This is a genomic window from Aquimonas voraii, from assembly GCF_900101825.1.
Classification (GTDB): Bacteria; Pseudomonadota; Gammaproteobacteria; order Xanthomonadales; family Xanthomonadaceae; genus Aquimonas; species Aquimonas voraii.
Genome location: NZ_FNAG01000002.1, coordinates 160,786 through 187,516 on the forward strand (window position 1 = coordinate 160,786; position 26,731 = coordinate 187,516).

General features: G+C 69.8%; 24 protein-coding genes and 1 pseudogene. 9 read left to right on the plus strand and 16 right to left on the minus strand.

Translation table 11 applies throughout. From position 1 onward, the window contains the following. Window positions 1-171: 171 nt before the first annotated feature. Complete coding sequence (dbpA, locus tag BLP83_RS05365; protein ID WP_091239805.1) at window positions 172-1,542, minus strand: ATP-dependent RNA helicase DbpA; 1,371 nt, start codon at window positions 1,540-1,542, stop codon at window positions 172-174. A gap of 150 nt (window positions 1,543-1,692) precedes the next feature. Here dbpA and BLP83_RS05370 point away from each other — a divergent pair, with 150 nt between their 5' ends. Continuing rightward, complete coding sequence (locus BLP83_RS05370) at window positions 1,693-2,202, plus strand: DUF1993 domain-containing protein (RefSeq protein ID WP_091239808.1); 510 nt, start codon at window positions 1,693-1,695, stop codon at window positions 2,200-2,202. A 44-nt stretch (window positions 2,203-2,246) separates the two neighbouring features. On the opposite strand, the gene BLP83_RS05375 is transcribed toward BLP83_RS05370, so the two are convergent. Genes BLP83_RS05375 through BLP83_RS05385 form a run of 3 tightly spaced genes read right to left on the minus strand, consistent with a single transcriptional unit; the run spans window position 2,247 to window position 4,563 of the window. Next, window positions 2,247-3,575, minus strand: a complete 1,329-nt coding sequence (locus tag BLP83_RS05375; RefSeq protein WP_091239809.1) for a sensor histidine kinase — start codon at window positions 3,573-3,575, stop codon at window positions 2,247-2,249. Next, window positions 3,572-4,258: a response regulator transcription factor gene (locus BLP83_RS05380; protein WP_091239812.1), complete on the minus strand. Its 687-nt coding sequence runs from the start codon at window positions 4,256-4,258 to the stop codon at window positions 3,572-3,574. Before BLP83_RS05380 ends, BLP83_RS05375 begins: the two co-directional genes overlap by 4 nt. Continuing rightward, a complete protein-coding gene (locus BLP83_RS05385) occupies window positions 4,258-4,563 on the minus strand; it encodes a PepSY domain-containing protein (protein ID WP_091239813.1) in 306 nt (101 codons plus the stop codon). The genes BLP83_RS05380 and BLP83_RS05385 overlap by 1 nt, the downstream gene beginning before the upstream one ends. Window positions 4,564-4,696: 133 nt before the next feature. Here BLP83_RS05385 and BLP83_RS05390 point away from each other — a divergent pair, with 133 nt between their 5' ends. Together BLP83_RS05390 and BLP83_RS05395 are read left to right on the plus strand one after the other, a co-directional pair. After that, complete coding sequence (locus tag BLP83_RS05390) at window positions 4,697-5,158, plus strand: PepSY domain-containing protein (RefSeq protein ID WP_091239816.1); 462 nt, start codon at window positions 4,697-4,699, stop codon at window positions 5,156-5,158. Between the two features lie 159 nt (window positions 5,159-5,317). After that, entirely contained in the window at window positions 5,318-5,614 is a 297-nt protein-coding gene (locus BLP83_RS05395; RefSeq protein ID WP_091239817.1) for a hypothetical protein, read from the plus strand. Between the two features lie 34 nt (window positions 5,615-5,648). Here the strand turns inward: BLP83_RS05395 and BLP83_RS05400 are convergent, their stop codons facing one another. From BLP83_RS05400 to BLP83_RS05420, 5 genes are all read right to left on the minus strand, one after another. Further along, on the minus strand, window positions 5,649-6,482 hold the full coding sequence (locus BLP83_RS05400) for an SDH family Clp fold serine proteinase (protein ID WP_091239819.1): 834 nt from the start codon (window positions 6,480-6,482) through the stop codon (window positions 5,649-5,651). A 67-nt stretch (window positions 6,483-6,549) separates the two neighbouring features. After that, entirely contained in the window at window positions 6,550-7,542 is a 993-nt protein-coding gene (locus tag BLP83_RS05405) for a cytochrome d ubiquinol oxidase subunit II (protein ID WP_091239821.1), read from the minus strand. Beyond that, window positions 7,539-8,903, minus strand: a complete 1,365-nt coding sequence (locus BLP83_RS05410) for a cytochrome ubiquinol oxidase subunit I (protein ID WP_091239824.1) — start codon at window positions 8,901-8,903, stop codon at window positions 7,539-7,541. Before BLP83_RS05410 ends, BLP83_RS05405 begins: the two co-directional genes overlap by 4 nt. Before the next feature lie 214 nt (window positions 8,904-9,117). Next, a complete protein-coding gene (locus BLP83_RS05415; protein ID WP_091240861.1) occupies window positions 9,118-9,729 on the minus strand; it encodes a GbsR/MarR family transcriptional regulator in 612 nt (203 codons plus the stop codon). Window positions 9,730-9,991: 262 nt separating this feature from the next. Then, window positions 9,992-12,034, minus strand: a complete 2,043-nt coding sequence (locus tag BLP83_RS05420) for a 3-hydroxyacyl-CoA dehydrogenase NAD-binding domain-containing protein (protein ID WP_091239826.1) — start codon at window positions 12,032-12,034, stop codon at window positions 9,992-9,994. 288 nt (window positions 12,035-12,322) lie between these two features. Between BLP83_RS05420 and rpoE the strand changes: the two genes are divergently transcribed. From rpoE to BLP83_RS05440, 4 genes are all read left to right on the plus strand, one after another. Further along, window positions 12,323-12,916 carry an RNA polymerase sigma factor RpoE gene (gene rpoE / locus BLP83_RS05425; protein WP_091239829.1) on the plus strand — a complete coding sequence of 198 codons (594 nt, stop codon included), beginning with the start codon at window positions 12,323-12,325 and terminating at the stop codon, window positions 12,914-12,916. Continuing rightward, on the plus strand, window positions 12,913-13,536 hold the full coding sequence (locus BLP83_RS05430) for a sigma-E factor negative regulatory protein (RefSeq protein ID WP_091239832.1): 624 nt from the start codon (window positions 12,913-12,915) through the stop codon (window positions 13,534-13,536). The genes rpoE and BLP83_RS05430 overlap by 4 nt, the downstream gene beginning before the upstream one ends. A gap of 7 nt (window positions 13,537-13,543) precedes the next feature. Continuing rightward, complete coding sequence (locus BLP83_RS05435; RefSeq protein WP_176764023.1) at window positions 13,544-13,963, plus strand: SoxR reducing system RseC family protein; 420 nt, start codon at window positions 13,544-13,546, stop codon at window positions 13,961-13,963. An 81-nt stretch (window positions 13,964-14,044) separates the two neighbouring features. Next, complete coding sequence (locus BLP83_RS05440) at window positions 14,045-15,478, plus strand: DegQ family serine endoprotease (protein ID WP_091239839.1); 1,434 nt, start codon at window positions 14,045-14,047, stop codon at window positions 15,476-15,478. A 148-nt stretch (window positions 15,479-15,626) separates the two neighbouring features. On the opposite strand, the gene BLP83_RS05445 is transcribed toward BLP83_RS05440, so the two are convergent. The 7 genes and pseudogenes from BLP83_RS05445 to lptD form a co-directional block, all read right to left on the minus strand. Beyond that, entirely contained in the window at window positions 15,627-16,151 is a 525-nt protein-coding gene (locus BLP83_RS05445; protein WP_143006552.1) for a hypothetical protein, read from the minus strand. Window positions 16,152-16,248: 97 nt separating this feature from the next. Continuing rightward, window positions 16,249-17,064: pseudogene (locus tag BLP83_RS05450) on the minus strand (symmetrical bis(5'-nucleosyl)-tetraphosphatase); the annotation flags it as partial. Beyond that, the gene (gene apaG / locus BLP83_RS05455; protein ID WP_091239847.1) at window positions 17,064-17,459 is read right to left on the minus strand and encodes a Co2+/Mg2+ efflux protein ApaG; all 396 of its coding nucleotides are present in this window, start codon (window positions 17,457-17,459) and stop codon (window positions 17,064-17,066) included. The gene apaG and the pseudogene BLP83_RS05450, both read right to left, overlap by 1 nt. A 48-nt stretch (window positions 17,460-17,507) precedes the next feature. Beyond that, on the minus strand, window positions 17,508-18,287 hold the full coding sequence (rsmA, locus tag BLP83_RS05460; protein ID WP_091239850.1) for a 16S rRNA (adenine(1518)-N(6)/adenine(1519)-N(6))-dimethyltransferase RsmA: 780 nt from the start codon (window positions 18,285-18,287) through the stop codon (window positions 17,508-17,510). Next, window positions 18,284-19,300, minus strand: coding sequence for a 4-hydroxythreonine-4-phosphate dehydrogenase PdxA (gene pdxA, locus BLP83_RS05465; RefSeq protein WP_091239853.1), 1,017 nt, complete (start codon window positions 19,298-19,300; stop codon window positions 18,284-18,286). The genes rsmA and pdxA overlap by 4 nt, the downstream gene beginning before the upstream one ends. 7 nt (window positions 19,301-19,307) lie before the next feature. Then, on the minus strand, window positions 19,308-20,612 hold the full coding sequence (locus BLP83_RS05470; RefSeq protein WP_091239856.1) for a peptidylprolyl isomerase: 1,305 nt from the start codon (window positions 20,610-20,612) through the stop codon (window positions 19,308-19,310). Between the two features lie 171 nt (window positions 20,613-20,783). Then, complete coding sequence (gene lptD / locus BLP83_RS05475; RefSeq protein ID WP_143006553.1) at window positions 20,784-23,012, minus strand: LPS assembly protein LptD; 2,229 nt, start codon at window positions 23,010-23,012, stop codon at window positions 20,784-20,786. A gap of 190 nt (window positions 23,013-23,202) precedes the next feature. Here lptD and BLP83_RS05480 point away from each other — a divergent pair, with 190 nt between their 5' ends. Both BLP83_RS05480 and BLP83_RS05485 read left to right on the plus strand, forming a co-directional pair. After that, the gene (locus tag BLP83_RS05480) at window positions 23,203-25,998 is read left to right on the plus strand and encodes an EAL domain-containing protein (RefSeq protein ID WP_143006554.1); all 2,796 of its coding nucleotides are present in this window, start codon (window positions 23,203-23,205) and stop codon (window positions 25,996-25,998) included. A 60-nt stretch (window positions 25,999-26,058) separates the two neighbouring features. Beyond that, entirely contained in the window at window positions 26,059-26,727 is a 669-nt protein-coding gene (locus BLP83_RS05485; RefSeq protein ID WP_091239864.1) for a TetR family transcriptional regulator, read from the plus strand. The last annotated feature ends 4 nt before the right edge of the window (window positions 26,728-26,731 follow it).

Consider the following 26,731-nt stretch of genomic DNA (forward strand, 5'->3'; position numbering starts at 1 on the left):
GCGCTCAAGCGCGAGGCAGAAGAACGGAAGCACCGCCTTGGCAGAGCCTGCTGCGCGCCAAGTGCGGCGAGCGCGCCATGCGCAGAGGTGCGCGAGGGCCTGGTGTGTCCGGTGCGCGGCCGGCCCTCCCTACGAACCGCGCCCGGCCACGGCCGACACGCCGTAGCGACCTCACATCGCCCGCACCCGGAAACTGCGGCCCTTGATCTTGCCCGCCTGCAGGCCGGCGATCGCCGCCTTCAGCACGCCCGCGCGCACCGCCACATAGCTGCGCGTCGGGAACACATCGATCTTGCCGATCGCATCGGCCTTCAAGCCGGCGGCGCCGGTGAGCGCACCGAGGATGTCGCCCGGACGCAGCTTGTCGGTGCGGCCGGCGTCGATGCGCAGGGTGCGCATGGCGGGCTTGGGCACGTCGGTCGGGCGCGCATTCAGCGGCGCGCGGTTCCAGCGGATCGGCTCGCCGCGGCCGGTTTCGATGGCTTGCGCGCGCGGCATCTCGCGCGAAGTGACGAGGTTCAGCACCAGTCCGCTGCCGCCGGCGCGGGCGGTGCGGCCGCTGCGGTGCACGTAGACATCCGCCTCGTGCGGCAGCTCGTAGTTGACGACGCAGGCGAGGTCCTTGACGTCGAGTCCGCGCGCGGCGACATCGCTGGCCACCAGCACGCCCAGTGAGCGGTTGGCGAACATCACCAGCACCTCGTCGCGGTCGCGCTGCTCCATGTCGCCGTGCAGGGCGGCGGCGGAGAAGCCGGCGTTGGCCAACGCAGTGGCGACGTCATCGACATCGCGCCGCGTATTGCAGAACACCACCGCCGACTCGGGTTTGAGCTGCAGCAGCAGGCCCATCAGCGCGGCGGGCTTGGCATCGAGCGCGACCTCGTAGAAGCGCGCGTCGATGTCCGGTGCGTGTGCCTCGCCCTCGATCGAAACCTCCACCGGCTCACGCAGGCTGTCCTTCGCAAGCGCGCGGATCTCCTCGGGCCAGGTGGCCGAAAACAGCAGGCTCTGCCGCGCCTTCGGCAGGCGCCTGACGATGTCCTTGATCGACTTCTCGAAGCCCATGTCGAGCATGCGGTCGGCTTCGTCCAGCACCAGCACGTCAATCTCCGAAAGGTCCAGCGCGCGCTTGTGCAGCAGCTCCTGCACGCGCCCCGGCGTGCCCACCACGATGTGCGGCGCATGGGTCAACGAGGCCAGCTGCGGGCCCAGCGCCACGCCGCCGGTGAACAGGCTGATCTTGACGTTGGGGATCGCGGCGGCCAGTCGGCGCAGCTCCTTGCCGACCTGGTCGGCCAGCTCGCGGGTCGGGCACAGCACCAGGGCCTGGGTGCGGATGGCGGCGGCATCCAGCCGCTGCAGCAGGCCGAGCCCGAAAGCCGCGGTCTTGCCGCTGCCGGTGGGCGCCTGCGCGAGCACGTCGGCGCCGGCCAGGATCGGCGGCAGGGCCAGGGCCTGGATCGGGGTGGGCGTGTGGAAGCCGGCGGCATCCAGTGCCTGTCTGAGCGCCGGGCGAAGATCGAGTTCTTGGAAGGTCTGCATGCGCCATGATCGCAGGCCGCGCCGGATCGCGCGATGCGGCACGTGCGAATCGCCTCAGACGCCGCCTTCCATGGCCAGCCGCGGCGAGAGGCGCGCAGCCCGTCGCGCCGGCACGGGCTACCATCGGCGCCCTTTCGCAGGAGTCTCCCCATGCAGCAGCCCATGTACGTCGCCTCGGTTCCTGTCTTCAAGCAGCTGCTCGGTGGCCTGAGTGGCGTCCTCACCAAGGCCGCGGAACACGCCGCGGCCCGCAAGATCGACCCGCCGTCCCTGCTGCAGGCGCGTCTGTTCCCGGACATGTTTCCCCTGCTGCGCCAGGTGCAGATCGCCACCGACTTCGCGCGCAGCGTGGCCGCGCGTCTGGCCGGCGTCGAGGTGCCGAGCGCGCCGGACACCGAGCAGAGCTTCGACGAGCTGCAGCAGCGCATCGCCAGCACGCTGGCCTTTCTCGACAGCCTCGATGCAGCCGCCTTCGAGGGCAGCGAGACGCGCGAGATCGTGCTGCGCCCTGGCACGCCCAAGGAGCGCACGCTGAGCGGCCAGGCCTATCTGCTGTCCTACGGCCTGCCGCAGTTCTTCTTCCATGTCACCACCGCCTATGCCCTGCTGCGCCACAGCGGCGTGGAAATCGGCAAGCGCGACTACATGGGCGCGTACTGAAGCGGGAGCGCGCGGCGCCGCGGCCGTGCTCCGCAGCGCCACGTTCAGCGCCCCCGGTCGATTTCGATCCGTGCCCGCAGGCCGCCAAGATCCGAGCGCAGCAGCTGCAGCCGGCCGCCGGCAGCGTTGAGCAGGTCCTCGACGATGGCGAGGCCGAGGCCTGAGCCGGGCACCCGCTCGTCGAGGCGCACGCCGCGCTGGCGCGCGGCGGTGGCCGCATCCTCACTCAGGCCGGGGCCGTCGTCGTCGAGCTGCAGCCAGAGCGTCGCGGGTGTACTGCCCGCACTCAGCCGCACCTGCGAGCGCGCCCACTTGCAGGCGTTGTCGAGCAGGTTGCCGAGCAGCTCCTCCAGGTCATCCTCGGCGTAGGGCAGCTGCAGCTTGGGCTCGATGCGGGCGTCGATCCGGAGGCTGCGATCGGCGTGGATGCGCCGCATCAGTTCGATCAGCGTCGCGGCGACGGGCGCGAGCTCGCTGCGCGCACGGAAGTCGCGAGCCACGCCGGCCTGCAGTTGGCGTGACACCGCCGCCTGCATGCGCGCGCTCTGTTCGCGCACGGTCTCCGCGAGTTCGGGGCCGGGCCGCTGGGCCGCGGCGTCGAGCGCGGCAAGGGGCGTCTTCAGCGCATGTGCGAGGTCAGCGGCAGCGTGGCGCGCCCGCTGCACCGAGCGTTCATGGTGCTCCAGCAGTTCGTCGAGATGAGCCACCAGCGGACCGAGCTCGGCGGGCAGGCCCTCGCCGCCGATCCGCGCGCGCTCGCCGCGGCGCACCTGCTCGACCTCGGCGGCGAGGCGCTTCAAGGGGCGCAGGCCCAGCCGCACCTGCACGGCCAGCAGTGCGGCCAGCAGCAGGAACAGCAGGGCCGTGGCGACCAGGGTCAGGCCGCGGAAGCGCTGCACATCCTCGCGCAGCGGGCCCTCGTCGAGGCCGACCCAGACCTCGACCGGCAGGCGCACGCGCGGCACCTGCACACGCTGGCGCAGGGTGAGCAGCGCCTGGCCCGTGGGCCCGTCGATGCGCTCGAGCGCCGCCCGCGAGCCGGCAGGCGTGGAAAAGCTGGCGCGGAAGTCCCACAGCGAGCGCGAGGTGTAGCCGCTGCCGTCCTCGCCGGCCTGCCAGTAGCGGCCGGAGAACACGCGCTCGTAGTCGGGGGCGCCCGGGCGGTCGCGCATGCCGAGGCTGCCGTCGGGCCGCCCTTCGAGGCGACCGACGATGCCGGCCAGCTCCTGTTCGAGGATGCGCAGCTGGCCGCGCTCGGCGATCACCCGGAAGGCTTCGCCGAGCAGCCAGGCGGCCAGCAGGCTCAGAAGCATGCCGCCGAACAGGCCCACCCGCAGCAGGCGGGCGCGCAGCGAGCGCCCGGCCAGGTTCATTCGCCGGCGTCCGCGCCAGCTTCAGCCTCAGCTTCGAGCCGGAAGCCCTGGCCGCGGTGGGTGTGCAGCAGGCCGGGGCCGATCTTCCTGCGGATGCGCCCGACCAGCACGTCGAGCACGTTCGAGTCGGGGTCGTGGCCGCCTTCGTAGACGTGTTCGCCCAGTTCGCCGCGGCTGACGATGCGGCCGACGTTGTGCAGCAGGTAGCCGAGGATGCGCGACTCCTGGGCGGTCAGGCTGAGGCTGGCGCCGTCGAGGGCAAAGCGGCCGGCGTTGACGTCGTGGCTCAGTGGACCGCACTCCAGCACCGGGCTCGCATGGCCGCTGGCGCGGCGGATCAGCGCGCGCACGCGCAGCACCACTTCATCGAGCAGGAAAGGTTTGGTCAGGTAGTCATCGGCACCGGCGTTGAAGCCGGCCAGCTTGTCGTGCCAGCGACCGCGGGCGGTCAGCACCAGCACCGGCAGCTTGACGCCCTGCTCGCGCCAGCGGTGCAGCACCGACAGGCCGTCCAGCGAGGGCAGGCCAAGGTCCAGCACGGCGGCGGCATAGGCCTCGGTGGCGCCGCGGAACTCGGCCTCGCGGCCGTCGGCGCAGTGTTCAGCGGTAAAGCCGGCTTCGTTCAGTGCGGCGCAGACGCGCTGCGCGAGCTCGGCATCGTCCTCGGCTACCAGCACGCGCATCAGTCCTGCTCCAGGTCCATGAACTCGCCGGTGCTGGCGCGGTACTCCAACTCCCACACGCGGCCGTCGGCGTCGAGGATCTCGATCTCGTACTCGTCGTCGTCGAGGTCGAACTCGACGTCGACCAGACGCCCGGGCTTGCGGCGCAGGGCATCTTCGATGATCGAGTCGAGCGAGGCCAGTTCGCCGCGCTGCACGGCCTCGCGCAGCTGGCGGGTGTCGGCGCGGTCGGTGCCCTGGGCGAGTGCGGCGCCACTCAGGGTGAGCGCGAGGGCGATCAGCAGCGGAGGGGCGGGCCTGAGCATGCGCACAGCCTGCCTGCGGCCCTTAAATCGATCGTGAACCCCGCCCTCAGAGTTGGCATAGGCCGGCTCCGGAGACTGTGCACCACGCCGCGGCGATCCGCCCGGCGAGTCCACCTTCCTAAAGGAGATACCCATGTTCAAGGCTTCCTTTCCCCTGCGTCGCTCCATGCTGATGGCCGCCATCGCCGCCGGTGCCGTCGGCCTCGCCTTTGCCGCCCACGCGGTCAACCCGCGTTCCTCCGCCGATGTCGCCGCTGAGCTCAACCGCGCCGGCTATGCCGAAGTGCGCGAGATCGAGTACGACGACGGCCTGTGGGAGGCCGAGGTGCGCCGCGCCGACGGCCGCTGGGGCGAAGTCCACATCGACCCGGTCAGTGGCGAGGTGTTCGACGCCCAGGCCGCGCGCGCCCAGCTCGATGCCGCCGCCCTCATCGCCGCGCTGGAGGCGCAGGGCTACACCCAGATCAACGACCTCGACCGCGAGGGCGCGACCTGGGGTGCCGAGGCGGTCGGCCCCGACGGCCAGCGCGTCGAGCTGCGCGCCAGCGGATACGACGGCCGCGTGCTGCACAGCGAGACCGAGTGGGACGACTGAGCTGATCGTGCCCAGCGCGTAGCGACCGAGGCCGGCCCGAAAGGGTCGGCCTCGTGCTTTGGTGGACGCGCCTGCGCCCGGGATGGCGGCGGTATCGGTGTGCCGGTCCGCTCAGCCTTTCGATTACGCTGCGCGCCTGCAAGCAATGGACTGCCGCCCATGTCGTCGAATGCTGTCCTCGATTTCTTCCGTCTGCGCTGGCAGGGCGCGGTGCCGATGCGCCGGCTGTTCTGGCGCGACCTGCTGGTGATTGGAAGCCTGATCAATGTCGTGGCCAGCGTCAGCGGCTTGGCCCTGCTCGCCGGCGGCGCGCCGGCCTGGCTGGCGGTGACGCTGCACTTCGCGCCGCTGCCCTACAACCTGTTCCTGCTGCTGGCCGTGGGCCGCTCACCGGAGCGCAGCACCGCGATCGAGCTGCTGGCCGGCCTGTGGTTCGTGGCGATGCTGCTGGTCTGAGTACGCTTGCCGGCGCGAGCGGCTGAGGGCAGCCTCACTTGGGCTTTTCTTCCTCGGCGATCTGCCGCTCGCGCGGCGCGTACTCGACCCCGCCCAGGCCGCGCATCGGCTGCGGGTACAGGGCCATCAGGTCCAGCACCGATTCGGGCATGTCGATGCTGACCTTGAGCCCGAGCTCGGTGACCTGCTCGGGGGTGATCGGGTAGTCGTGGGTCCAGCGGCCCTCGGTGAGTGCAATGGCGACTTCTTCGGCGCGCTCCTTGCCAAGCCGGGCCAGCAGCAGGTCGGTGAGGCTCTCGCGCAGCTGGCGGATCGCCATCTGCGCCTGGTCGGCGAGGATCAGTGTGTCGTCGTCGACGTCCTTGGGGTCCTTCTGCGCCACCGCGCGCAGGATCGAGGCCGCCGGCACCTCGTCGATGGCCGGGTCGAGCGGGCCCAGCACCGCATGCGGGCTCATGATGATTTCGTCGGCGGCGATCGCCAGCAGGGTGCCGCCGGACATCGCGTAGTGCGGCACCAGGGCGCGCACTGGGCCGGGATGCCGCGCCAGCGCGCGGGCGATCTGCAGCGAGGCCAGCACCAGTCCACCGGGCGTGTGCAGGACCAGATCGATGGGCTGTTCCGGCGGCGTCTGGTGCACCGCGCGCACCACCGATTCGGCGTCGTCCATATCGATGTAGCGCAGCAGCGGTACGCCCATCAGGCTCATCCGCTCCTCGCGGTGCACCAGCAGGATCACCCGGCTGCCGCGCTCGGCCTCGATTGCCTGGCGCAGGCGGTCGCGCTGTCGCGCCAGCCACAGCCGGTGCAGGAAGGGCTGCAGGAACAGGGCGAAGGCGAGCAGGGCGAGCAGGCTGAGCAGGGTCATCCGGGGCGAACCATGCGGTGGGCCCCGGATGAGGCCGGATTCAGTCGATCCGGGTCAAGTCCGTGCCTCAGTAGTAGCGCAGCTGGGTCGCCTTGCCCCAGAACACGCGGTAGGTGTAGGCCGAGTAGGCGAGGATCGCCGGCAGGGTGATGGCCACACCGAACAGGATGATCATCAGCGAGCCCGGTGCCGCCGCCGCGTCGTGGATGGTGATGCGGTCGACCACCAGATACGGGAACAGGCTGTAGGCCAGACCAAGGAAGGCGAACACGAACAGGCCAACCGAGCAGACGAAGGGCTGCCAGGGGCTGCGCAGATCGCCGGTGCGCAGGCGCTTCAGCGAGCGCAGGGCGATGAAGAACAGCGCCGCGGTGATCAGCGGGATCTGCAGCAGCAGGATGAAATTCGGCAGGCTGAACCACTTCTCGAAGATGCGCGCGCTCACCATCGGCGTGGCCACCGAGACCGCCCCGATGCCGATTCCGGTCAGCCAGAGTGCGCGCTGCGCCCAGCGCACGGCTTTCTGCTGCAGCTCGCCCTCGGCCTTCATCAGCAGCCAGGTCGCACCGAGCAGCGCGTAGCCGGCCAGCAGACAGACGCCGATGAAGCTGGCGAAGGCGAAGTTCGCCACGCTCCACTCGAAGCCCAAGATGTAGGCGCCGAGCATGAAGCCCTGCGACAGCGCGGCCAGCGCCGAGCCGGCGAAGAAGGCGCGGTCCCACAGGTGCTTGTGCTTGGCCCGGGCCTTGACCCGGAAGTCGAAGGCCACACCGCGCAGGATCAGTGCGATCAACATGAGCGTCACCGGCAGGTAGAGCGAGCTCAGGATCACCCCGTGCGCCATCGGGAACGCGATCAGCAGGATGCCCACACCCAGCACCAGCCAGGTTTCGTTGGCGTCCCAGAACGGCCCGATCGAGGCGATCATCGTGTCCTTCTGCGCCTCGTCGCCGCCGGGCAGCAGGATGCCGACGCCAAGGTCGAAGCCGTCGAGCACGACGTAGGCCAGCATGGCGAGGCCCATCAGAGCGAGGAAGATTTCCGGCAGCCAGGCGCTCATGCGCGTGCTCCTTCAGCGGTGTCATCGGCGGGCAGGGTGCCGATGGCGCTGTCGAGCTCGCCCTTCGAGGCCTTGTGCATCAGGTGGAACAGCACGCTGATGTAGGCCATCAGCAGAACGGCATAGATCGACAGGTACAGGCCCAGGCTGATGCCGATCAAGGGCGCCGGCACGGTCGAGGCCGCATCGGCGGTGCTCACGACGCCGTAGACCACCCAGGGCTGGCGGCCGATCTCGGTGACATACCAGCCCGCCAGCGTGGCCACCCAGCCCGCGAAGGTCATGCCGACCAGCACGCGCAGCAGCCAGCGCGCGGGCTCGCCGCGGCGCTTCAGCTGCCAGGCGCCCAGCCAACTCACCGCCAGCATGAGCATGCCGATGCCCACCATCACCCGGAACGACCAGAACACCGGCGCCACCGGCGGGTGATGCTCGAATTCGTTCAGGCCCTTCACTTCACCGTCGAGCTCGTGGGTGAGGATCAGGCTGGCGAGTTTCGGAATCTGGATCTCGTAGTCATTGCTGCGCGTCTCCTCGTTCGGCAGCGCGAACAGGCGCAGCCCGGCGCCGCGCTCGGTCTCCCAGATGCCCTCCATGGCCGCGACCTTGGCCGGCTGGTGCTCCAGCGTGTTCAGGCCGTGCAGGTCGCCGGCGAGGATCTGCAGCGGGATCAGCGCCGCACCCAGCACCAAACCCGTGCGCAGGGTGGCCTGCACTTCGGCGCTGGCATCACCCCGCAGCCGACGCCAGGCCGAGAGTCCGGCGACCAGAAAGGCCACCGTCAGGCCGGAGGCCAGCAGCATGTGGCTCAGGCGATAGGGGAACGAGGGGTTGAAGACGATCGCCGCCCAGTCGGTCGGGTGCGCCTGGCCGTCAATCATCTCGAAGCCCACCGGCGTCTGCATCCACGAGTTCAGCACCAGGATCCAGAACGCCGACAGCGTGGTGCCGAAGGCGACCAGGAAGGTGGCCAGCGTATGCACGCGATCCGACACGCGGCCTTGGCCGAACAGCATGATGCCGAGGAAGGCGGCCTCCAGGAAAAACGCGGTCAGCACCTCGTAGCCCAGCAGCGGGCCGGCGATGTTGCCGACGCGCTCCATGAAGCCCGGCCAGTTGGTGCCGAACTGGAAGCTCATGGTGATCCCGCTGACCACGCCCAGCGCGAAGGACAGTGCGAACACCTTCACCCAGGTCCGGTAGGCCGCGTTCCATTTGGCCTCGCCGGTGGCGCGCCAGCGCAGCTTGAAGAACAGCAGCAGCCAGCCCAGCGCGATGGTGATCGTGGGGAACAGGATGTGGAAGCTGATGTTGGCCGCGAACTGGATGCGGGCCAGGAGGATGGGGTCGAGGGTGTCCATGTTGGAGCCGGGATTGGGGATTTGGGATTCGGGATTCGGCAGAGCAGGTTGCCGCGAGCTTCCGGCTTCCCGTTCCGAGCCCCTCTCCCCGAGGAGCGAAACGGGCCGCTTACGGACTGCCGATGGGTCCGTGGCTTGGTGAGCCCGAGCGAAGCGAAAGTGGGTTGGGGAGAGGGCTGGGTGTTGGCAGTCCGCAGTGACCTAAGCGCTCCGTTCAGTCCACCGCTTTCAATGCGCGCTCGCCCGTTTCAGGCGGCGCTTTCGGTTCGGGCTCGCTGCGGCGGCCGCCGCCCATCACGCGCTCCTTCAGTTCAAGCAGCTTCACGACTTTGCTGCCGAGGCCCATCAGGCTCTGCAGGGTGTCGGGCGAAAGCTTGCGGACTTCGGCGAACCAGTCGGTGATCTGCTCGATCAGCTCGTGCATCTTGCGCATGCGCTCCTGCGCGTAGATGTCCTCGGGCGAGCCGGCGGTTTCGAGCAGCGCATCGCGCAGCATCGACAGGGTCGGGTCGACCTCGCGGCGCTGCCGCTCTTCCGCGAGCGTCTTGAAAATCTGCCAGACGTCCTCGGGTGCGGAGTAGAAATCCCGGCGGTCGCCCGGATGGTGTTCGAGCCTGACCAGCCGCCAGCTCTGCAGCTCCTTCAAACCCATGCTGACGTTGCTGCGCGACACGCCGAGCTTCTCGACGATGTCGTCCGCGGTCTGCGCTTCGCGGCTGACGTAGAGCAGGGCATAGATCTGCCCGACCGTGCGGTTGATGCCCCAGCGGCTGCCCATCTCGCCGAAGTGCAGCACGAAGGCCTGACTGAGCGGTGGAAGGTTCATCGCCATCTCCGAAGTTTCAGTAATTTCTGAAATTACGAGCGAGATAGTCCATTCGGGCGCGTGAGCACCCGGTGAATGACGGGGGCGTGACTGAGGACCTGTACCTGGAAAAGCCGCCGCATGGCGGTCGCCACCACGCGTGCCAGACGAGCCAGACGTGCCAGGTGTGCGTTGGACGGCGGCTGAGCGGGAGCGATCCCAATGCGACGAGGGCGAGCCTCTCGGCTCGCCCTCGTCGATCCACGCAGCGGAAGCGCAGGCTTCAGCCCGCGATCAGCGCATCCCAGCCCGGCCGTGGGTTGAAGCGCGGGCCGTGGCGACCGGCGAGCTGCTCAAGGCGGGACTTCAGCTTGGCCGCGCCCTCGGCGCGCACGTACTGGATCGGGCCGCCGCGGAAGGGCGCGAAGCCGGTGCCGAAGATCACGCCGGCGTCCAGAAGGTCGGCATCGGCGACCACGCCCTCATGCAGGCAGGCCACGGCCTCGTTGACGAAGGCCAGCACCAGGCGATCGGTGAGGTCCTCGGGGGCCTTGTAGTCCTTCGGCACCTCGGGTTTCTTGGCGCGGCCGTTCTCCCAGGTGTAGAAACCCTGGCCGTCCTTGCGGCCGCGCTTGCCCGAGGCCAGCAGGCCGTCGAGCCCGCTGGGGATCGGAAGGTTGAGGAACTCGGCCATGATCTTGCCGACGCTCGCGGCCACGTCGAGCCCCACGGTGTCGGCCAGTTCGATCGGGCCCATCGGCATGCCGAAGGCCAGCGCCGCCTTGTCGATCACCGGGCCGGGAACGCCCTCGCTGTAGAGCGTCATCGCCTCCAACAGGTAGGGCATCAGGATTCTGTTGACCAGGAAGCCCGGCGTGCCGGCGACCGGCACCGGCAGCTTGTCAATGGCGCGGCAGAAGGCGGCCAGGCGGCGCTCGGTCTCGGCATCCATGCCGTCGTGCCGGACGATCTCGACCAGCGGCATCATCGACACCGGATTGAAGAAGTGCAGGCCGGCGAACTGTGCCGGGCGCTTCAGCTCGGCACGAAGATCCGTGAGCGGAATCGATGAGGTGTTCGAGGTCAGCAGGCCGCTCTCGGGCAGGCTTTCCTCGATCTTGGCATACAGCGCGCGCTTGGCCTCCAGGTTCTCGAAGATCGCCTCGATCACCAGATCCGCTTTCGCCACGCCGGCGCCGTCGACGTCGGCGTTGAGGCGCGCGATCGCGGCGGCACGCTTGTCCTCGCGCTTCAGCTTTTTCTCGTAGAAGGTATGGGCGCGGGCGATCGCCGGCTGGATCTGCTCAAGCGAGCGGTCCTGCAGGGTGGTCTCGAAGCCGCGCAGCGCGCTCCAGGCGGCGATGTCGCCGCCCATCACGCCGGCGCCGACCACGTGCACGTGCTTGATGTCGTGCGACTTGCCGCCAAGGCCCTTCAGGCGCTCCTGCAGGAAGAACACCCGCACCAGGTTCTGCGCGGTCGGCGTGCCGGCCAGCTTGGCCACCGACTTGGCCTCGGCGACCAGACGCGATTCGATCGGCCCGCCGCTGCGGCGCCAGGTTTCGATCAGGGCGAAGGGCGCCGGATAGTGCGCTTTGCGCGCCTTGCGGCTGACCTGCTTGACCAGCATCGGGGCGAGCGCCTGACGCACCGGCCACCAGTTGGTGGCCCAGCCGGTGAGGCGCTGTTTGAGCGGACGCTTCACGCCGCGCTTCAGCAGACCGAGCGCGGTGTCGAGCAGCACGGCCGGTTCGCAGGTCTTGTCGATCAGGCCGATCGCGCGCGCATTCGACGCCGACAGCGCGCGGCCGGTCAGCATCATGTCGAAGGCGGCCGGGGCACCCACCAGCGGCGGCAGACGCACGCTGCCGCCCCAGCCCGGATAGATGCCGAGCTTGACTTCGGGCAGGCCGATGCGGGTGCTGTCGTCGGTGCTGGCCACACGGTAGCGGCAGGCTAGCGAGAGTTCGGTGCCGCCGCCCATGCAGAAGCCGTGGATCGCGGCGACCGTGGGGCAGGGCAGTTCCGCCAGCTTCTGGAACACATTCTGGCCGTAGCGGATCGATTCGAAGACCGTGCCGCGCTCGTGGTAGGTCTTGAACTCGGCGATGTCGGCACCGGCGACGAAGCCGGAGCTCTTGCCCGAGATCATCACCACGCCCTTGGGTTTCTCGATGGCGATGCGCTCGACCAGCTGCTCGAGCTCCTCCAACACCTCGCGGGCCAAGGTGTTCACGCTGGACTCGGCGCGGTCGAAGCTCAGTACCACCACGCGGTCGTCGCGCAGCTCGGGACGCCAGTGCTTGAAGCGCAAGCCGTCGAACATGGGAATCTCCTGCAGGGGGCGGGCGCCGGCATGCTAAGCCGCGCCGGCCGCGAAGGGGTCACGTATGATCCGGACTGTGCGCGGGCGCGGTCAATCCGGGCGCGTATGGTGGCGGCGGTGGAGTGAACTTTCACACTAAACCGGCGGTCGCAGGCTGCCATGAACGCCGTCCTCAGCTTCGACAGCCTGAATTCCTCCGTCTTCCGCCTGCAGGAGACGCCCGCGCCCGCCGCCCCGCGCGCACCAGCCCCCGCGCGAACAGAACAACAACAGGGAGAGCGGCCCCGGATGGCCGAGAACGAAATTGATTACGACCTGGTGCGTCGGGTGCAGGCCGGCGACAAGCGCGCCTTCGACCTGCTGGTGCGCAAGTACCAGCACAAGCTGGTCAGCGTGATCTCGCGCTACATCAATGACTGGAGCGAGTGCCAGGACGTCGCCCAGGAGAGCTTCATCCGCGCCTACCGCGCGCTCGGCAATTTCCGCGGCGACGCCCAGTTCTACACCTGGCTGTACAAGATCGCCGTCAACACGGCCAAGAACCACCTGGTGTCCAAGGGCCGGCGTCCGCCGACCGACGACATCGACGCCTCCGACGCCGTGCAGTACGACGGCGGCACCTGGCTGCGCGATGTCGATACCCCCGAGCAGGAGCTCGCCCGGCAGGAGATCGAGCGCACCGTCGCCGAGACCGTCGAGGCCCTGCCCGAAGAGCTGCGCATCGCCATCACCCTGCGCGAGGTCGATGGCCTGAGCTACGAAGAGATCGCCCAGACCATGGGCTGCCCCATCGGCACCGTGCGTTCGCGGATCTTCCGCGCCCGCGACGCCATCGACCAGAAACTGCGCCCGCTGATGGGCGCCGAGCGAGTCCGCCCATGAGCATCGACAAGCCCCTCGATCCGAACGCCGAACTGCGCGAGCAGGTCTCGGCCCTGTGCGACGGCGAGCTCGCCGCCGACAGCCGGCGCTTCCTGCTGAAGCGCTTGGCCGACGATGCCGAGCTGAAGTCAGCCTGGTCGAACTACCATCTGATCGGCGACAGCCTGCGCCGCCAGGCCGGGCCGCCGCTGGCGCAGGATTTCGCCGACCGCGTGCAGGCGGCGTTGGAGGTCGAAGCGGAGGCCGGCGGCAAGCATGGCTGGCTGCGCTGGGCCGGCGGAGCGGCTGTGGCCGCTGCGGTGGCGCTCGCCGCGATCATCGCCGTGCCGGTCCAGCAGCCAGTGGTACCGAGCAGCGCGCCTGCGTTTGTCGGCAACGGTGAGGTGGTGCCCAGCAGCGTCGCCGAGCGCGATCTGCGCCCGGACATCTCGCGGGCAGCGCAGACCGTGGCCCAGGGCGCCCATCCTTACGGCAGCGCGCAGATGGGCCTGCCGGTGCGCTACGTGCCGGTGCTGCAGGCCGATGGCCGCCTGCTGCTGGTGCCCTACACGCCGCTGCTGCAGACGCCCACCGATCCGGTGCCGTCGGCGCCGCCGCTGCTGCCGGTCCGCGCGCAGTAACGTCTCGATGGAGCGTCGCCGCGCCCTGGTGCTGGACTCGTGCCCGGGCCGCCTGCGGCTGCGCTACACGGCGCAGTGCTCGGGCTGCGGCGGCTGCGGTGGCCGCTGCAGCGTGTTCCTGGCCGATGCCTCCGATGTCTTCGAGCTGGCCACTCCTCCCGAAGTGCGGACCTGGCGCGCGGGCGAGGCGGTCGAGGTCGAACTGCCATCGAACCTGCTGCTGCGCCAAGCGCTGCTTGGCTACGGCCTGCCGCTGCTCGGGTTGCTGGGCGGAGCAGCGCTCGCCAGCCCTTGGGGTAATGCGAGCGCCGCCGCTGGCGCCCTGCTAGGAACTTTGCTGGCCGTGCACGTCTCCAAGCGCGCCGCGGGGAAGCTGCCGGCCCCGCGCGTGCGCCCCGTCCCGACGCCGCCTTCCGCCGCACCTTGAATGCTGCGGCCCTCGGCCGCATTGCTCAGCGCACTGTCATTTGCAGACCCTCCCCACGCCATCATGAGGAACCGGATGCCCATGAGCACGACCCACCCGCTGCACGCTTTCTGGCTCGCCGCCGTGCTGGCCCTCACCGGCCGCGCGGCCGACGCGCAGTCGCTGCCCGATTTCACCGAGCTGGTCGAACAGGCCGGACCCTCGGTGGTGAACATCGAAGCCACCCGCACGGCCGAGGCGGCCGCGCGCATGGGGCCGAACAATATCCCGCAGGAGGAGATGCCTGAGATCTTCCGGCGCTTCTTCGAGCAGCAGCCCGGCATGCCGCAGATGCCGCGCGACCGCACCTCTATGGGTACCGGCTTCATCATCTCCAGCGACGGCTATGTGCTGACCAACCACCACGTGATCGACGGCGCCGACCAGGTGATCGTGCGCCTGCGCGATCGTCGCGAACTGGAGGCCGAAGTCGTCGGTTCGGACGCGCAGAGCGACGTCGCCCTGCTCAAGCTTGATGAGACCGGCTTGCCGACCGCGAAGATCGGCGAGTCGCGCACGCTCAAGCCCGGCCAGTGGATGGTCGCGATCGGCTCGCCCTTTGGCTTCGAGCACTCGGTGACGGCCGGCATCGTCAGCGCCCTGGGGCGCTCCTCGCAGATGACCGGGCAGCAGTACGTGCCTTTCATCCAGACCGACGTGCCGATCAACCGCGGCAACTCCGGTGGCCCGCTGCTCAACATCCGGGGCGAGGTGGTCGGCATCAATTCGCAGATCTTCTCCAACACCGGCGGCTACATGGGCGTGTCCTTCGCGATTCCGATCGAGGTCGCGATGGACGTGGTCGAGCAGCTCAAGGACAAGGGCTTCGTCTCGCGCGGCCTGCTCGGCGTGCAGATCCAGGAAGTCAGCCGCGAAGCCGCTCAGGCCTTGGGCCTGCCGCGTCCGGGCGGCGCCCTGGTGGGCGGCTTCAGCCCCGACAGTGTGGCCGAGAAGGCGGGTATCCAGCGTGGTGACGTCATCCTCAAGTTCGGTGAGACCACCATCAACCGCAGCAGTGACCTGCCGCCGGCGGTGGGCGCGACCCGTCCGGGTACGCGCATCGACGTCACCGTGTTCCGTGAGGGCCGCGAGCGGGTCATTCCGGTGACCGTCGGTGAGCTGCCGCGCGATGCCACCGCGCAGGCCGGCAGCGGCAGTCAGGGCGAGCGCGCTCCGGCCAATCCGCTGGGTCTCGATGTCGAGGACCTGACCGCCGAGCAGCGCGAACAGTTGGGCCTGAAGAGCGGCGAAGGCGTGGTGATCAGCGCCATCCGCGGTATCGCCGGCCGTCGCGCCGGCCTGACCGAGGGCGACATCGTGCTGATGGTGGGGCGCACCGGGGTCGGCAGCGTCAAGGCCTTCAACGAGGCGGTCAAGGACGCCAAGCCCGGCGAGCCAGTGATGCTGCTGATCCGCCGCGGTGAGGCGACCCAGTTCGTGACGGTGACTCCGCCGCGCGCCGACGCCGCCGACTGATCCAGACCGTGCCAAGGGCCAGGTTGCGCCGCAGGGAGGCGCGGCCCGGCCTTCTTGAAGCCCGCGCCGTGCGATCCGGCGCGGGCTTCGCTTTGTCCTGGGTGCGAACCGATGGCTGCGTCGTCGATGGCTTGCCCAGGTTCGCTCGCTAGCGTATGTCCTCGGTGCCGCCGAGTTCGCGCTCCAGGGCATCGGCGACTTCGGCGGTGAAGTCGATCGCCTCGACCACCCGCAAGGGGCTGGAGCGTGCCGGCAAGCGCAGGGCGAGCGTGATCCTGCTGGCCGCCAGCGACCATGCGCCCAGGCTCAAACTGTCGTTGTCGGCCAGCAGGCGCTCCAGCAGTGCGGGCGCCGGCGCGCTGCCCTCAGGCAGTTCGTGGGCGATCGAATAGACCTCGCGCCACTCCTCCTGCCGATAGGCGTGCGTCCTGGAGCGCAGGATCACGCGCTGGCGTCGACCGTCGGCGAGCGCGGCCACCACTTCGAGATCGCCCGAGTCGAGCACGGCATAGCTGACCGCGGCGGCGTCCAGCACGCTGCTCAGGCGCGCGTCCACCTGCGGCTGTTTGGCTGACTTGAGTTCGGTCTCGGCGGTCTGCGCCTGTGCGCAGGGGCTGCACGCCAGTGCGAGCCCGAGGCTCAGGGAAAGACTTGAACGGAGCGGGACTAGCATCGAGGGTCACAGACGCGGTAGCGAGGCCCGCAGTATGCGCCGCCGACGCCGCTCCGCGATCCGGCCGGGCTCAATCGTTGCCGGGCTTGCCGCCGATCCGCCCCGCCACCTGCACCACCTGCGGCAGTTCCTGGTCGAGGCGCAGCGCGGTCAGCTTGCCGCCCCAGACGCAGCCGGTGTCGATTGCATGCACGCCCAAGCCTTGGAACAGGCCGAGCGTGGACCAGTGGCCGCAGACGATGCGCAAGTCGCGCTCGACTTGGCCGGGCACCGCGAACCAGGGATACAGGCCAGGCTTCTGTGTGCCGGGCCGGCCCTTGTGCTCGAAGTTCATCGTGCCCTTGGGCGAGCAGAAGCGCATGCGCGTGCAGACGTTGATGATCGCGCGCTGGCGGTCCATGCCGTCGAGCTTGGGGCTCCAGGTCGCCGGATTGTTGCCGAACATGCTGCGCAGCAGCTTGGCGTGGCTGGGGCCGGCCAGCCGCTGCTCGACCTCAAGCGCGCGGGCGCGGGCGATCTTCGGCGTCCACTTCGGCGCCAGCCCGGCGTGCACCATCATCCAGCCGATGCTGGGCTCCAGGTGCACCAGTGGACGGCAGCGCAGCCAGTCCAGCAGCATCGGCCCGTCCTCGGCGAAGATCACGCGCTGCAGCTCTGCATTGGTGCGGCGTCGCTCGTTCTCCGGGCGTGCCGCGATCGCCAGCAGGGACAGATCGTGGTTGCCCAGCACCACCGTGCTGTGGATGTCGAGGCTGTGGATCAGGCGCAGCACTTCCAGAGATTCGCCGCCGCGGTTGACGAGGTCGCCGCAGAACCACAGGCGGTCGCTGGCCGGATCGAAGCGGATCGCGTCGAGCAGCCGCTGCAGCGGCTCCAGACAGCCCTGGATGTCGCCGATCCCCCAGACCGCCATCAGTGCAGCACGCGCGGCATGGCCAGCACGAAGGCCGGGATCGGCGAGCGGAACTTGCGGGCGTCGTCGGTTTGCCAGCCGTAGCTGCCCTGCATGCGGCCAACCGGGGTGCGAAGCACCGCGCCCGAGGTGTACTCGAAGCTCTGGCCGGCCTCCAGCCGCGGGGTCTGGCCGACCACGCCCGGGCCACGCACTTCCTCCACGCAGTCGTCGGCGTCGGTGATGACCCAGTGGCGATCCACCAGCTGCGCTGGCGCGCCGCCCAGATGGGTCATGCGCACCGTGTAGGCGAACGCGAAGCGGTCGTCCTCGGGTTCGGACTGGTCGGGCAGGTAGCGGGTCTCCACCTCGATGCGGATCTGCGCACAGGGCGGTTCGGTCTTGAGGGCGCTCATGGCTTGCATTCTAGTGCCCGCAGCCGCGTGCAGCGCACACGGCCTTGCCTAGGCGCCCAGCGCATTGGCCAACGCCACGTAGTCGGCCACCGCGACCACTTCGGCGCGGGCGCCTGGGTCGATGCCCACGGCTTCGATCTGCTCTGGCGTGCATACCGTCGAGAGCGCGTTGCGCAAGGTCTTGCGGCGCTGCGAGAAAGCTGCGCGGACCACCTGCTCGAAGCGCGCGGGCGCGTTGAGCCCGACCTCGGCCGGGTCGCGCGGCTCCAGCCGGACGACTGCTGAATCGACCTTGGGCGGCGGGCGGAAGCAGCCCGGCGGCACCTTGAACAGAGGCGTCACCCGGCAGCGCGCCTGCAGCATCACGCTGAGCCGGCCATAAACCTTGCTGCCGGGGGCGGCGGCCATGCGGTCGACCACTTCCTTCTGCAGCATGAAGTGCATGTCGCGGATCACCGCAAGATGCTCAAGGGCGTGGAACAGGATCGGCGAGGAGATGTTGTAGGGCAGGTTGCCGAGCAGCCGGATCGGCGAACCTCCGGCCAGCGCGGTGAGATCGACGGTCAGCACATCGGCATGGACGATCGACAGCTCGGCGCCGAGTTCGACCCCGAGTGCGGTCAGGGGTTCGATCAGGTCACGATCGAACTCGATCACGGTGAGCGCGCGATGGCGCTGCAGCAGGGGGCGGGTGATGGCGCCCGCGCCGGGGCCGATTTCGACCAGGCGTTCGCCCGGCCGCGGGTCGATGGCGCGCACGATCTTCTCGATCATGCCGGGGTCGCTGAGGAAGTGCTGGCCCAGTGACTTCTTGGTCTGGTGGCTCATGGTGGGGCGTTCCGGCGGTGCAGGGCCAGGCTGCAGGCGAGGCGGTGGGCGGCGATCAGGCTGCTGGCATCTGCCTGTCCGGTGCCTGCCAGGGGCAGCGCGGTGCCATGGTCGACGGCGACGCGCACGAAGGGCAGGCCGAGGCTGATGTTCACGGCCTGCTCGAAGCCGCTGTACTTGAGCACCGGCAGGCCCTGGTCGTGGTACATGGCGAGCACCGCGTCGACACCCGCCAGCACCTGCGGCAGGAAGGCGGTGTCCGCAGGCAGTGGGCCGGCCAGGTCCAGGCCCTCGGCGCGCAGCGCCTCAAGGCAGGGGGCGATGATCTCGATCTCCTCGCGCCCCAGATGGCCATCCTCGCCCGCGTGCGGATTGAGCCCGAGCACGGCGATACGCGGTGCGGCGATGGCGAAATCATGGCGCAGCGCGGCGTGCAGCGTGCGGGCGACGCGGGCGATGCGCGCGGCGGTGATCGCATCGGGCACCGCGCGCAGCGGCAGGTGGGTGGTGACCAGGGCGACGCGCAGGCTGGGCGAGGCCAGCATCATCACCACGTCGTCCACGCCAGCGCGCTCAGCGAGGCGCTCGGTCATGCCGCTGAAGGCGATCCCTGCGGCATTGATCACCGCCTTGTGCACGGGGCCCGTGACCAGGCCCTCGAACTCGCCGCTGCGACACAGGTCGACGCCGCGGTCGATGCAGGCCAGCACCTGCGCGACGTTTGCCCGGTCGACCGAGCCCGGCACTGCGGGCGCCGCGAGCCGCTGCGGCAGCACCGACAGGTGGCCGCCGCGGCGCTCGATGCGATCGCCCGCGCTCTCGTGGATCTTGACCTCAAGCCCGAGCCGACCCGCGATTTGCGCCAGCTGGGCCGGATCGGCCAAGGCCAGAAGCTCCGAGTCGCGCGGTTCGAGTGCGAGTTTCAGCGCCAGCTCCGGGCCGATCCCCGCGGGTTCGCCGGGGATCAGCAGCAGGCGCGCCGCGCCGCGCTGCGCACGCACGGGCGCGCCCATCGGCGGATCAGCCCGCCAGTCGGGTTTCGACGTAGGCCTCGTCGCGCAGCTGGCGCAGGAAGCGCTCGTACTCGTCCTCGGCCTTGCGGCGGCCAATGGTTTCGCGCGCCTCGTCACGGCGCAGGCGGTCGGTGATGTCCTGCTCGCGCGAGCCGAGGCGCTGCAGGATGTGCCAGCCGCTGCCGCTGGCGAAGGGTTCGGAGATCTCGCCGTCCTTCAGCGTCAGCACGGCCTGACCGATGGCTTCGCCCCAAGCGTTGAGCGGGAACCAGCCGAGGTCGCCGCCCTGGTTGCGGGTGGCGGCGTCTTGCGATTCGGCGCGGGCGACCTCGGCGAAATCCTCGCCGCCACGGATGCGCGCCAGCAGGGCGTCGATACGGGTGCGCGCTTCCTGGCTGCTGACCACTTCGTTGATGCGCACCATGACGTGGCGAGCGTTGTATTCGGTCAGCTGCTGCGGGCCGTCGTTGGCGCGCTCGACCAGCTGCAGCAGGTGGTAGCCGCCCGGGCCGCGCACGGCCTCCGACACGTCGCCCGGCTGCATCGACTCCAGCATGCGCGCGAACAGCGGCGGCATCTCGTCGAGGCGGCGGAACCCGAGGTCTCCGCCTTCGAGCGCGTTGGGCGCGTCCGAATAGCGGATCGCAGCCGCCTGGAAGCCCATCTCACCGCGCGCGATCAGCCCGCGCACGCCGTCGATCTTGGTCTTGGCCAGCTGGATCTGCTCGGGCGTGGCGCCGTCGGGCAGGGCCACCAGGATATTGGCCGCGCGCACGCGCGCGCCTTGCTCGGACTCGGAGGCCAGCAGGATGTCGATCTCGGTCTCGCTGACCTGCACGCGGCTCTGGACGATCTGCTGGCGCAGGCGCTGCACCACCATCTCTTCACGGAGGGAGCGCGCGAATTCCGGCATCTCGATACCGTCGTTGGCGAGCTGGCCGCGCATCTGCTCAAGGCTGATGTTGTTCTGCTGGGCGATGCGGCGGATGGCCTCCTCGACCTCGGCATCCGGCACTCGCACGCCCATGTCGCGGGCGCGCTGGACCTGCAGGCGCAGCAGGATCAGACGCTCCAGCACCTGGCGCTCCAGCGCGGCCTGCGGCGGCAGCTGGTCGCGGCGGTCGGCGTACTGGGCGGTGATGTTGGCGATCGCGCGCTCGAGTTCGCTGCGCAGGATAACGTCCTCCTCGACCACGGCGACCACGCTCTCGACTGGCGTGACCGGCGTCGCCAGCTGGGCGTGGACGGGAGCGCCGAGCGTGGCGGCAAGCAGGAGCAGCAGGGCGATGCAGCGTGAGGCGATCCGGTTCATGCGTGAACGGTCTCGTGTGTCTTTGGGTGGGAGTCGGCGGCCCGGGTCTATGGGCAGCGGCCGGAGGCTCGCACGCTGCGCATGGACATGGCCTAAACGCTCGCCCGCATGCGGTGCGGAGGGCTCGGGCCGCAGGCCGTGGCGGCGGGCGGAGCGCGCCGAGGCGGGCCGCTAGCGCGAGTAGCCGAGGATAGCACGCTGCAACAGCTCCTCTGAGTCGCGGCCGAAGCGGCCGAGGCCCTTCAGCTCGATCTCGACATAGATCCCGTTGTTCTTCTCGCCTTCGCGATTGCGCACGTAGTGCCGGCCGAGCAGGCGCACGGCCACGCAGCAGCTCTCCCACTGCAGGCCGGCGAAGGCCTCGATGGTGCGGCGATCGGCGATCGAGTAGTTCCAGCGGCCGAGGATGCGCCAGGCCGGGCTGACCGGCACCAGCCAGCTGCTGTCGACCTGCTCGACCGGCGCGCCGGTGGTGCGGCGGAAGCGGTAGCTGAGGTTGGCCACCGTGCCATCGTCACGGCGGTACTGCGCCCGCAGCGCCGACAGGTCGGTGCGGTCGAGGTCGGGGTCCCACTGGCTGCCAATGCCGGCCGAGAAGTTGCGATTGAAGTTCGCCGAGATCTCGCCGACGAAGGGCGAGGCGTTGGGTCGCGTCGACAGGCCGCCTGGCGTGAGGCCCACTCGCGGTGGATCGAAGTAGCGGATCTGGCCGACGCTGGCGGCGAAGCGCTCGCGGCCGTCGCCGGCATCGAAGAAGCGGCTGCCCACGGCCAGAGTGAGCTGGTTGGCGTCCATCTGCCGATCGGCGCCGGTGAAGCGGTTCGAGCGGAACAGCTGGGCGAAGCTGAAGGACAGCTCCTGGGTGTCGAACAGCGGCAGCTCTTCCTGCTCGCGGAAGGGCGCGCGCAGGTAGAACAGGCGCGGTTCCAGGGTCTGCTGCAGATCGGTCCCGAACAGCCGGGTCGAGCGTTCGAACAGCAGGCCGCTGTCCAGGCTCACGATCGGCAGGCTGCGCTCCGGGCTGCGATCGGGGAAGTCGGCTTCGAAGCCGCGGTCCAGGCGGTAGCCGGTCTGGCGGAAAGCCAGTTCCGGCCGCAGGAAGCCCCAGGCGCGTTCGAGCGGCGCGCGCAGCCAAGGGCGCAGGTCGTAACGGCTGCCGGCGGCGCGATCCTCATGGCCGAACGCGACCAGCTCCGCGTCGAGGCCGAATCGCACGGGCCCGGCCGGCAGCCAGCCGCTGAACCGCAGCTGCGGAAGCTGCTGGAAGGGTGCGGCGCTGTCGGCGATCAGCGGGTCGACCAGCTGGAAGTCGCGCGCCACCGCACTGGCCTGCCACTGCCGGCCGCGGCCGCGCAGGCCGAGCTGGCTCTCGAGAAGGGTGGTCGAAATGCTGGTCAGGGAGTCGCCGAAGTCCTCGAAGTAGCGGTCGTCGGAGACATGATTGAGGTCGGCTTGCACCGTCCAGGCCGGCGACAGGCGGCCGTAGTGGCGGTAGCGCAGGGCGCCGCGGTCGCGGCCGCGCACGTCGTCGTTGGGCAGCCAGTCGCCTTCGACCTGGCCCTCGAAGCTGCGCCCGAGGTAGCGGAATTCACCGCCCAGCATCAGGCCGCGCCGGCCCAGGCTGCGCAGCACCACGGTGGCGTCGTAGTTGGGCGCAAGGTTCAGGTAATACGGCAGGCGGATGTCGAGGCCATTGCTGTTGCCCGAGCCCACTCCGGGGTAGAGGAAGCCGCTGCGCCGGCGCTCGTCGATGGGAAAGGTCACGTAGGGCAGGTAGAACACCGGCAGGCCGGCGAACTCCAGGCGTGCGTTGCGGGCCTTGCCGAGGCCGGTCTCGGTGTCGAGATCGATCTGCTGGGCGCGGAACTGCCAGGTTTCCTGGCCAGGCTCGCAGGTGGTGTAGGTGACCCCGTCCAGCGCGCTGCGGCTGCCCTGCATGCGCGCGGCGGCGGCCACGCCGTTGCCGCGCAGCTCGAGCATCTGGTAGCGCAGGTCGCTGAGTTCGGTCTGGTCATGCTGCAGGTCGCCCTTGGCCTGCGCGGCTTCGACGAGCAGGGCACGGTCCTGGTACTGCAGCCCCAGCGGTGCGCTGAAGGCGCCAGTCCCGGCGGCATAGTCCAGCCGCGGCGCCAGCAGGCGCTGGTCGGCGCGCAACAGCTCGGCCTCGCCCTCCAGCACGTACAGGCCCGGCCCTTCGATACGGAAGGCCCGCGCCGCGACGTCGACCGGCGCGCCCTCGCGCTCGACGTCGCGCGGCAGATCCTGACGATAGAAGGCGGGAAGTTCCCGCACCCGGCACAGGCTCCAGTCCGAGGGGGCGGTCTGGGCTTGGACTTGGCCGGTCAGGGCAAGGCCGAGCGCAAGGCTCAGCCGATGGATTCGGGGGCGTTTCGGGCTCAAGGGCGAAAGCTCGGATGCAGGTGGCGAGAGAGGTGCCGCGGGCGGCGATGGCCTTGGGCCCAGGACCGGTCGGCACTTTCGATGGCCCCAAGCTTGCAGGAAAGCCCGAGGACCCGGCAAACCGGGTGGCCGCAGGCGCGGCGGCGGGCTGGTCCGTATAGTCGGCGTCTTGCGCAGGGGAGGGCGTTGGGTGGGTCTTCTGGATCGCTTCAGGCACTCGGATACGGTGGTCGCGCTGCTCTGCGCCGACCGCGGCACCGTGCTGGAGGTCAATCCCGCCCTGGAGCGCATGCTGGGTTACCGGCGCGAGGACACCTTGGGCCATCGGCCGCTCGAACTGGGCCTGTGGCCCGAGATGTCGGTGCGTACCGCGATCTGGTCGCAGCTGCGCGAGTACGGCCGCGTCTGCGGCCTGCAGATCACCGTCCGCCACGCCGAGGGGCACCTGCTGCTGTGTCGTCTCAATGCCGAGTGCATGGACGGCGAGCAGGGCACGCAGATCTTCGTCCTGCTCGACGTGGCGCCCGAGCGCCTTGTCGAACACAGCGCCGACCCGCAGCGCGAGAGCTATCGCTCGCTCTACTGGCATGCCGCCGAGGCCCTGTATCGCTGCCTGCCCGATGGTGGCCTGATCGACGCCAACCCGGCGATGGCCCGTTTGTTCGGCTACGACTCGCCAGCACAGATGTTGCTGGCCCTTGCCGAGGAGATGGAGGCGCTGTACGCCGATCCCGCAGATGCGACACGGGTCCGCGAGGAGTTGGCCGTCAGCGGCCGCGTGCGTGGCCGCCGCCAGCGCATGCGGCGGCGCGATGGCGATATCGTCTGGGTCAGCTTGAACGCGCGTGCCGTCAACGACGGCAGCGGGCGCACCCTGTTTCACGAGGGCTCGCTGATCGACATCAGCGCCGAGCTCGAAGCCCAGCAGGCGCTGCGCGAGTCCGAGGTGCTTTACCGCGCGCTGGTGCAGAACTGCCGCGATGGCGTCTTCCTGATCCAGCGCGGCCGCCTGCTGTTCGTCAATCCGGCGCTGGCCGAGATGCTGGGCTACACCCCGGCCGAGGTCATTGGCCACGGCTACATGGAGAGCATCCACCCCGATGATCTGCCGGCGCAGATGGCCCGAAGGCAGGCGCGCGAGGACGGCTCGCTGGACGCGCAGCGCTACGTGATCCGCCTTCTGCACCGACGCGGCCACGTGGTCAGCGTCGAGGTGCATGCCGACGCCATCCTCTACCAGGGAGACATCGCCTCCACCGGGGTGATCCGCGACATCACCGCCGAGCAGCGCCAGCGGCAGGCCCTGGCCGAGGCCGAGGCGCGCTACCGGGAGCTGTTCGATCGCTCGCCGGTGGGACTGTTCCGCAGCACCGAACAGGGTCGCTTCCTCGACGTCAATCCGGCGCTGGCGCGCATGCTCGGCTACGCCGATCCCGCCTCCCTGCTGCACTCGCTCGAACATGTCGATCGTCTCTATGCAGATCCCGAGGACCGCGACCGCCTGCTTGAACGCCTGCGTGGCGAGGGTCGCGTGGCCGATTTCACCACCCGCCTCGTCGCCCAGGACGGCAGCCTGCTGTGGGTGAACCTGTCGGTCCAGCGCGGCGCCGAGAACGCGGGCGGCATGGAGCTGGCCGGCTCCGTGGTGGACATCAGCCGCCAGCGCGAGGCCGAGCACCTGCTGCGCTTCCATGCCAACTTCGATCCGTTGACCGGCCTGCCCAACCGCTGGCAGTTCGAGCAGCAGCTGCTGATCACCCTGGGCGAGGCGCAGGGCCGCGACTGCCATGACTATGCCGTGCTGTTCCTCGACCTCGATGGTTTCAAGTGGGTCAACGACAGCCTCGGCCATGGTGCCGGCGACCGCCTGCTGGTGGCGATCGGCGAGCGGCTTTCGCTGACCCTGGGCCGCGAGGCCCTGCTGGCCCGCTACGGCGGCGACGAGTTCAGCCTGCTGCCCAAGGGGGCCTGCACGCGGCAGCGCGCCGAAGCCACCGCCCGTCTGATCGGCGAGCTGTTCGAGCGGCCGTTCCGGGTCGACGGCCAGGAGGTGTATTCCGGCGCCAGCGTGGGCATCGTGCTGGGACACCCGGACTACCGCTGGCCGGAGCAGATCCTGCGCGATGCCGATACCGCGATGTACCGCGCCAAGGCGCAGGGCAAGGGCGGCTTCGCGGTGTTCGACGAGGCCATGCATGCCGAGGCGCGGCGCCGCTTCGAACTGCAGACCGACCTGCGGCTGGCGATCGGCCGCAGCGAGTTCGAAGTGCACTACCAGCCGATCGTCGACCTCGACAGCGGCCGGCCGCTGGGCTGCGAGGCGCTGGTGCGCTGGCGCCACCCGCGCCGCGGCCTGCTGCTGCCCGGCGAGTTCTTGCCGCTGGCGGAGGAGGCCGGTCTGATTGGAGAGATCGACCTGTGGGTGCTGCGCAGCTCCTGTCGCCAGGCCTCGCTGTGGCGACAGGCGTTCCGCCGCAGCAGCTTCACCCTCAGCGTCAACATGGACGAGCGGCTGGTCGCCTCGCAGGTGGCGGCGCACGAGGTCCGCGCTGCTCTGCTGTCCTCGGGTCTGCCCGCTGCAAATCTGCAGATCGAAGTCACCGAGCGCGTGTTCGGCGGCGACATGAACCAGGCTGGCGAGCGCCTCGCCGCGCTCAAGGCCACCGGCGCCGGCCTTGCGGTCGACGATTTTGGCACCGGCTACAGCTCGCTGGAGCGCTTCGCCGACTCACCCTTCGATGCGCTCAAGATCGACCGCGGCTTCGTCCGCGACATGGGCAGCAATCCGCGCCACCGCGCCATTGTGCATACCATCATCGGTTTCGCCGGTGACCTCGGGCTTGCGCTCACCGCCGAGGGTATCGAGATGGAAGAGCAGCGCGCTGCCCTGCATGCGATGGGCTGTACGCGCGGCCAAGGCTACCTGTTCGCGCCGGCCATGCCGGCCGCCGAGTTCGAGGCCTGGGCGCGGACCCGCGAGGCCTGAGGCCGCCGAAGGCGAGGGCGCGGCGGGTACACTTCCGGCTTCACCCGCAGTGCCACGCCCATGTCCCTACGAACGGCCGGTGAGGCCGACTCCACGCTGACCCGTGATGAGCGCCGCCTGCTGACGCGCGCCCAGCTGCTGGCGGCGGCGCTCCAGCTGATGGGCACGGGGCGCAGCTTCGCCTCGCTCAGCCTGCGCGAGATCACCCGCGAGGCCGGCGTGGTGCCGGCGGCCTTCTACCGGCATTTCCCGAACCTCGACGAGCTCGGCCTGGCCCTGGTCGAGGAGTCCGGCGCCACCCTGCGGCGGCTGTTGCGCGAGGCCCGCCGCACCGGCTTGCCGCCCACCCAGATCCTGCGCAGCTCGGTGCTGATCTTCCGCACCTATGTGCAGCAGCATCGCGCGCACTTCCTGTTCATCGCCTCCGAGCGCGGCGGCGGCGCGCCGGTGATCCGCCAGGCCATCCGCACCGAGGAAGGCCACTTCGCGCAGGAGATGGCGCAGGACATGCGCCGGCTGAACCTGATGCCCGGCCTCGATGCCAATACGCTTGCCCTGTTGTGCCGTCTGGTGGTGGCGACCGTGATCAACGCCATCAACGACATCCTCGACCTGCCGCCCGGCGATGCACAGGCCGAACGCGAACAGCAGCAGGAGCTGACCCGCCAGCTGCGGATGATCTTCCTCGGCGCCCAGCGCTGGCGCGAGGAGCGCGACGCTGGCGCCTGAGTGC

Bases quoted from the DNA above. Each gene is read 5' to 3' on its own strand.
- dbpA (WP_091239805.1), bottom strand. From the start codon at position 1,542: ATGCAGACCTTCCAAGAACTCGATCTTCGCCCGGCGCTCAGACAGGCA.
- BLP83_RS05370 (WP_091239808.1), top strand. From the start codon at position 1,693: ATGCAGCAGCCCATGTACGTCGCCTCGGTTCCTGTCTTCAAGCAGCTG.
- BLP83_RS05375 (WP_091239809.1), bottom strand. From the start codon at position 3,575: ATGAACCTGGCCGGGCGCTCGCTGCGCGCCCGCCTGCTGCGGGTGGGC.
- BLP83_RS05380 (WP_091239812.1), bottom strand. From the start codon at position 4,258: ATGCGCGTGCTGGTAGCCGAGGACGATGCCGAGCTCGCGCAGCGCGTC.
- BLP83_RS05385 (WP_091239813.1), bottom strand. From the start codon at position 4,563: ATGCTCAGGCCCGCCCCTCCGCTGCTGATCGCCCTCGCGCTCACCCTG.
- BLP83_RS05390 (WP_091239816.1), top strand. From the start codon at position 4,697: ATGTTCAAGGCTTCCTTTCCCCTGCGTCGCTCCATGCTGATGGCCGCC.
- BLP83_RS05395 (WP_091239817.1), top strand. From the start codon at position 5,318: ATGTCGTCGAATGCTGTCCTCGATTTCTTCCGTCTGCGCTGGCAGGGC.
- BLP83_RS05400 (WP_091239819.1), bottom strand. From the start codon at position 6,482: ATGACCCTGCTCAGCCTGCTCGCCCTGCTCGCCTTCGCCCTGTTCCTG.
- BLP83_RS05405 (WP_091239821.1), bottom strand. From the start codon at position 7,542: ATGAGCGCCTGGCTGCCGGAAATCTTCCTCGCTCTGATGGGCCTCGCC.
- BLP83_RS05410 (WP_091239824.1), bottom strand. From the start codon at position 8,903: ATGGACACCCTCGACCCCATCCTCCTGGCCCGCATCCAGTTCGCGGCC.
- BLP83_RS05415 (WP_091240861.1), bottom strand. From the start codon at position 9,729: ATGAACCTTCCACCGCTCAGTCAGGCCTTCGTGCTGCACTTCGGCGAG.
- BLP83_RS05420 (WP_091239826.1), bottom strand. From the start codon at position 12,034: ATGTTCGACGGCTTGCGCTTCAAGCACTGGCGTCCCGAGCTGCGCGAC.
- rpoE (WP_091239829.1), top strand. From the start codon at position 12,323: ATGGCCGAGAACGAAATTGATTACGACCTGGTGCGTCGGGTGCAGGCC.
- BLP83_RS05430 (WP_091239832.1), top strand. From the start codon at position 12,913: ATGAGCATCGACAAGCCCCTCGATCCGAACGCCGAACTGCGCGAGCAG.
- BLP83_RS05435 (WP_176764023.1), top strand. From the start codon at position 13,544: ATGGAGCGTCGCCGCGCCCTGGTGCTGGACTCGTGCCCGGGCCGCCTG.
- BLP83_RS05440 (WP_091239839.1), top strand. From the start codon at position 14,045: ATGAGCACGACCCACCCGCTGCACGCTTTCTGGCTCGCCGCCGTGCTG.
- BLP83_RS05445 (WP_143006552.1), bottom strand. From the start codon at position 16,151: ATGCTAGTCCCGCTCCGTTCAAGTCTTTCCCTGAGCCTCGGGCTCGCA.
- apaG (WP_091239847.1), bottom strand. From the start codon at position 17,459: ATGAGCGCCCTCAAGACCGAACCGCCCTGTGCGCAGATCCGCATCGAG.
- rsmA (WP_091239850.1), bottom strand. From the start codon at position 18,287: ATGAGCCACCAGACCAAGAAGTCACTGGGCCAGCACTTCCTCAGCGAC.
- pdxA (WP_091239853.1), bottom strand. From the start codon at position 19,300: ATGGGCGCGCCCGTGCGTGCGCAGCGCGGCGCGGCGCGCCTGCTGCTG.
- BLP83_RS05470 (WP_091239856.1), bottom strand. From the start codon at position 20,612: ATGAACCGGATCGCCTCACGCTGCATCGCCCTGCTGCTCCTGCTTGCC.
- BLP83_RS05485 (WP_091239864.1), top strand. From the start codon at position 26,059: ATGTCCCTACGAACGGCCGGTGAGGCCGACTCCACGCTGACCCGTGAT.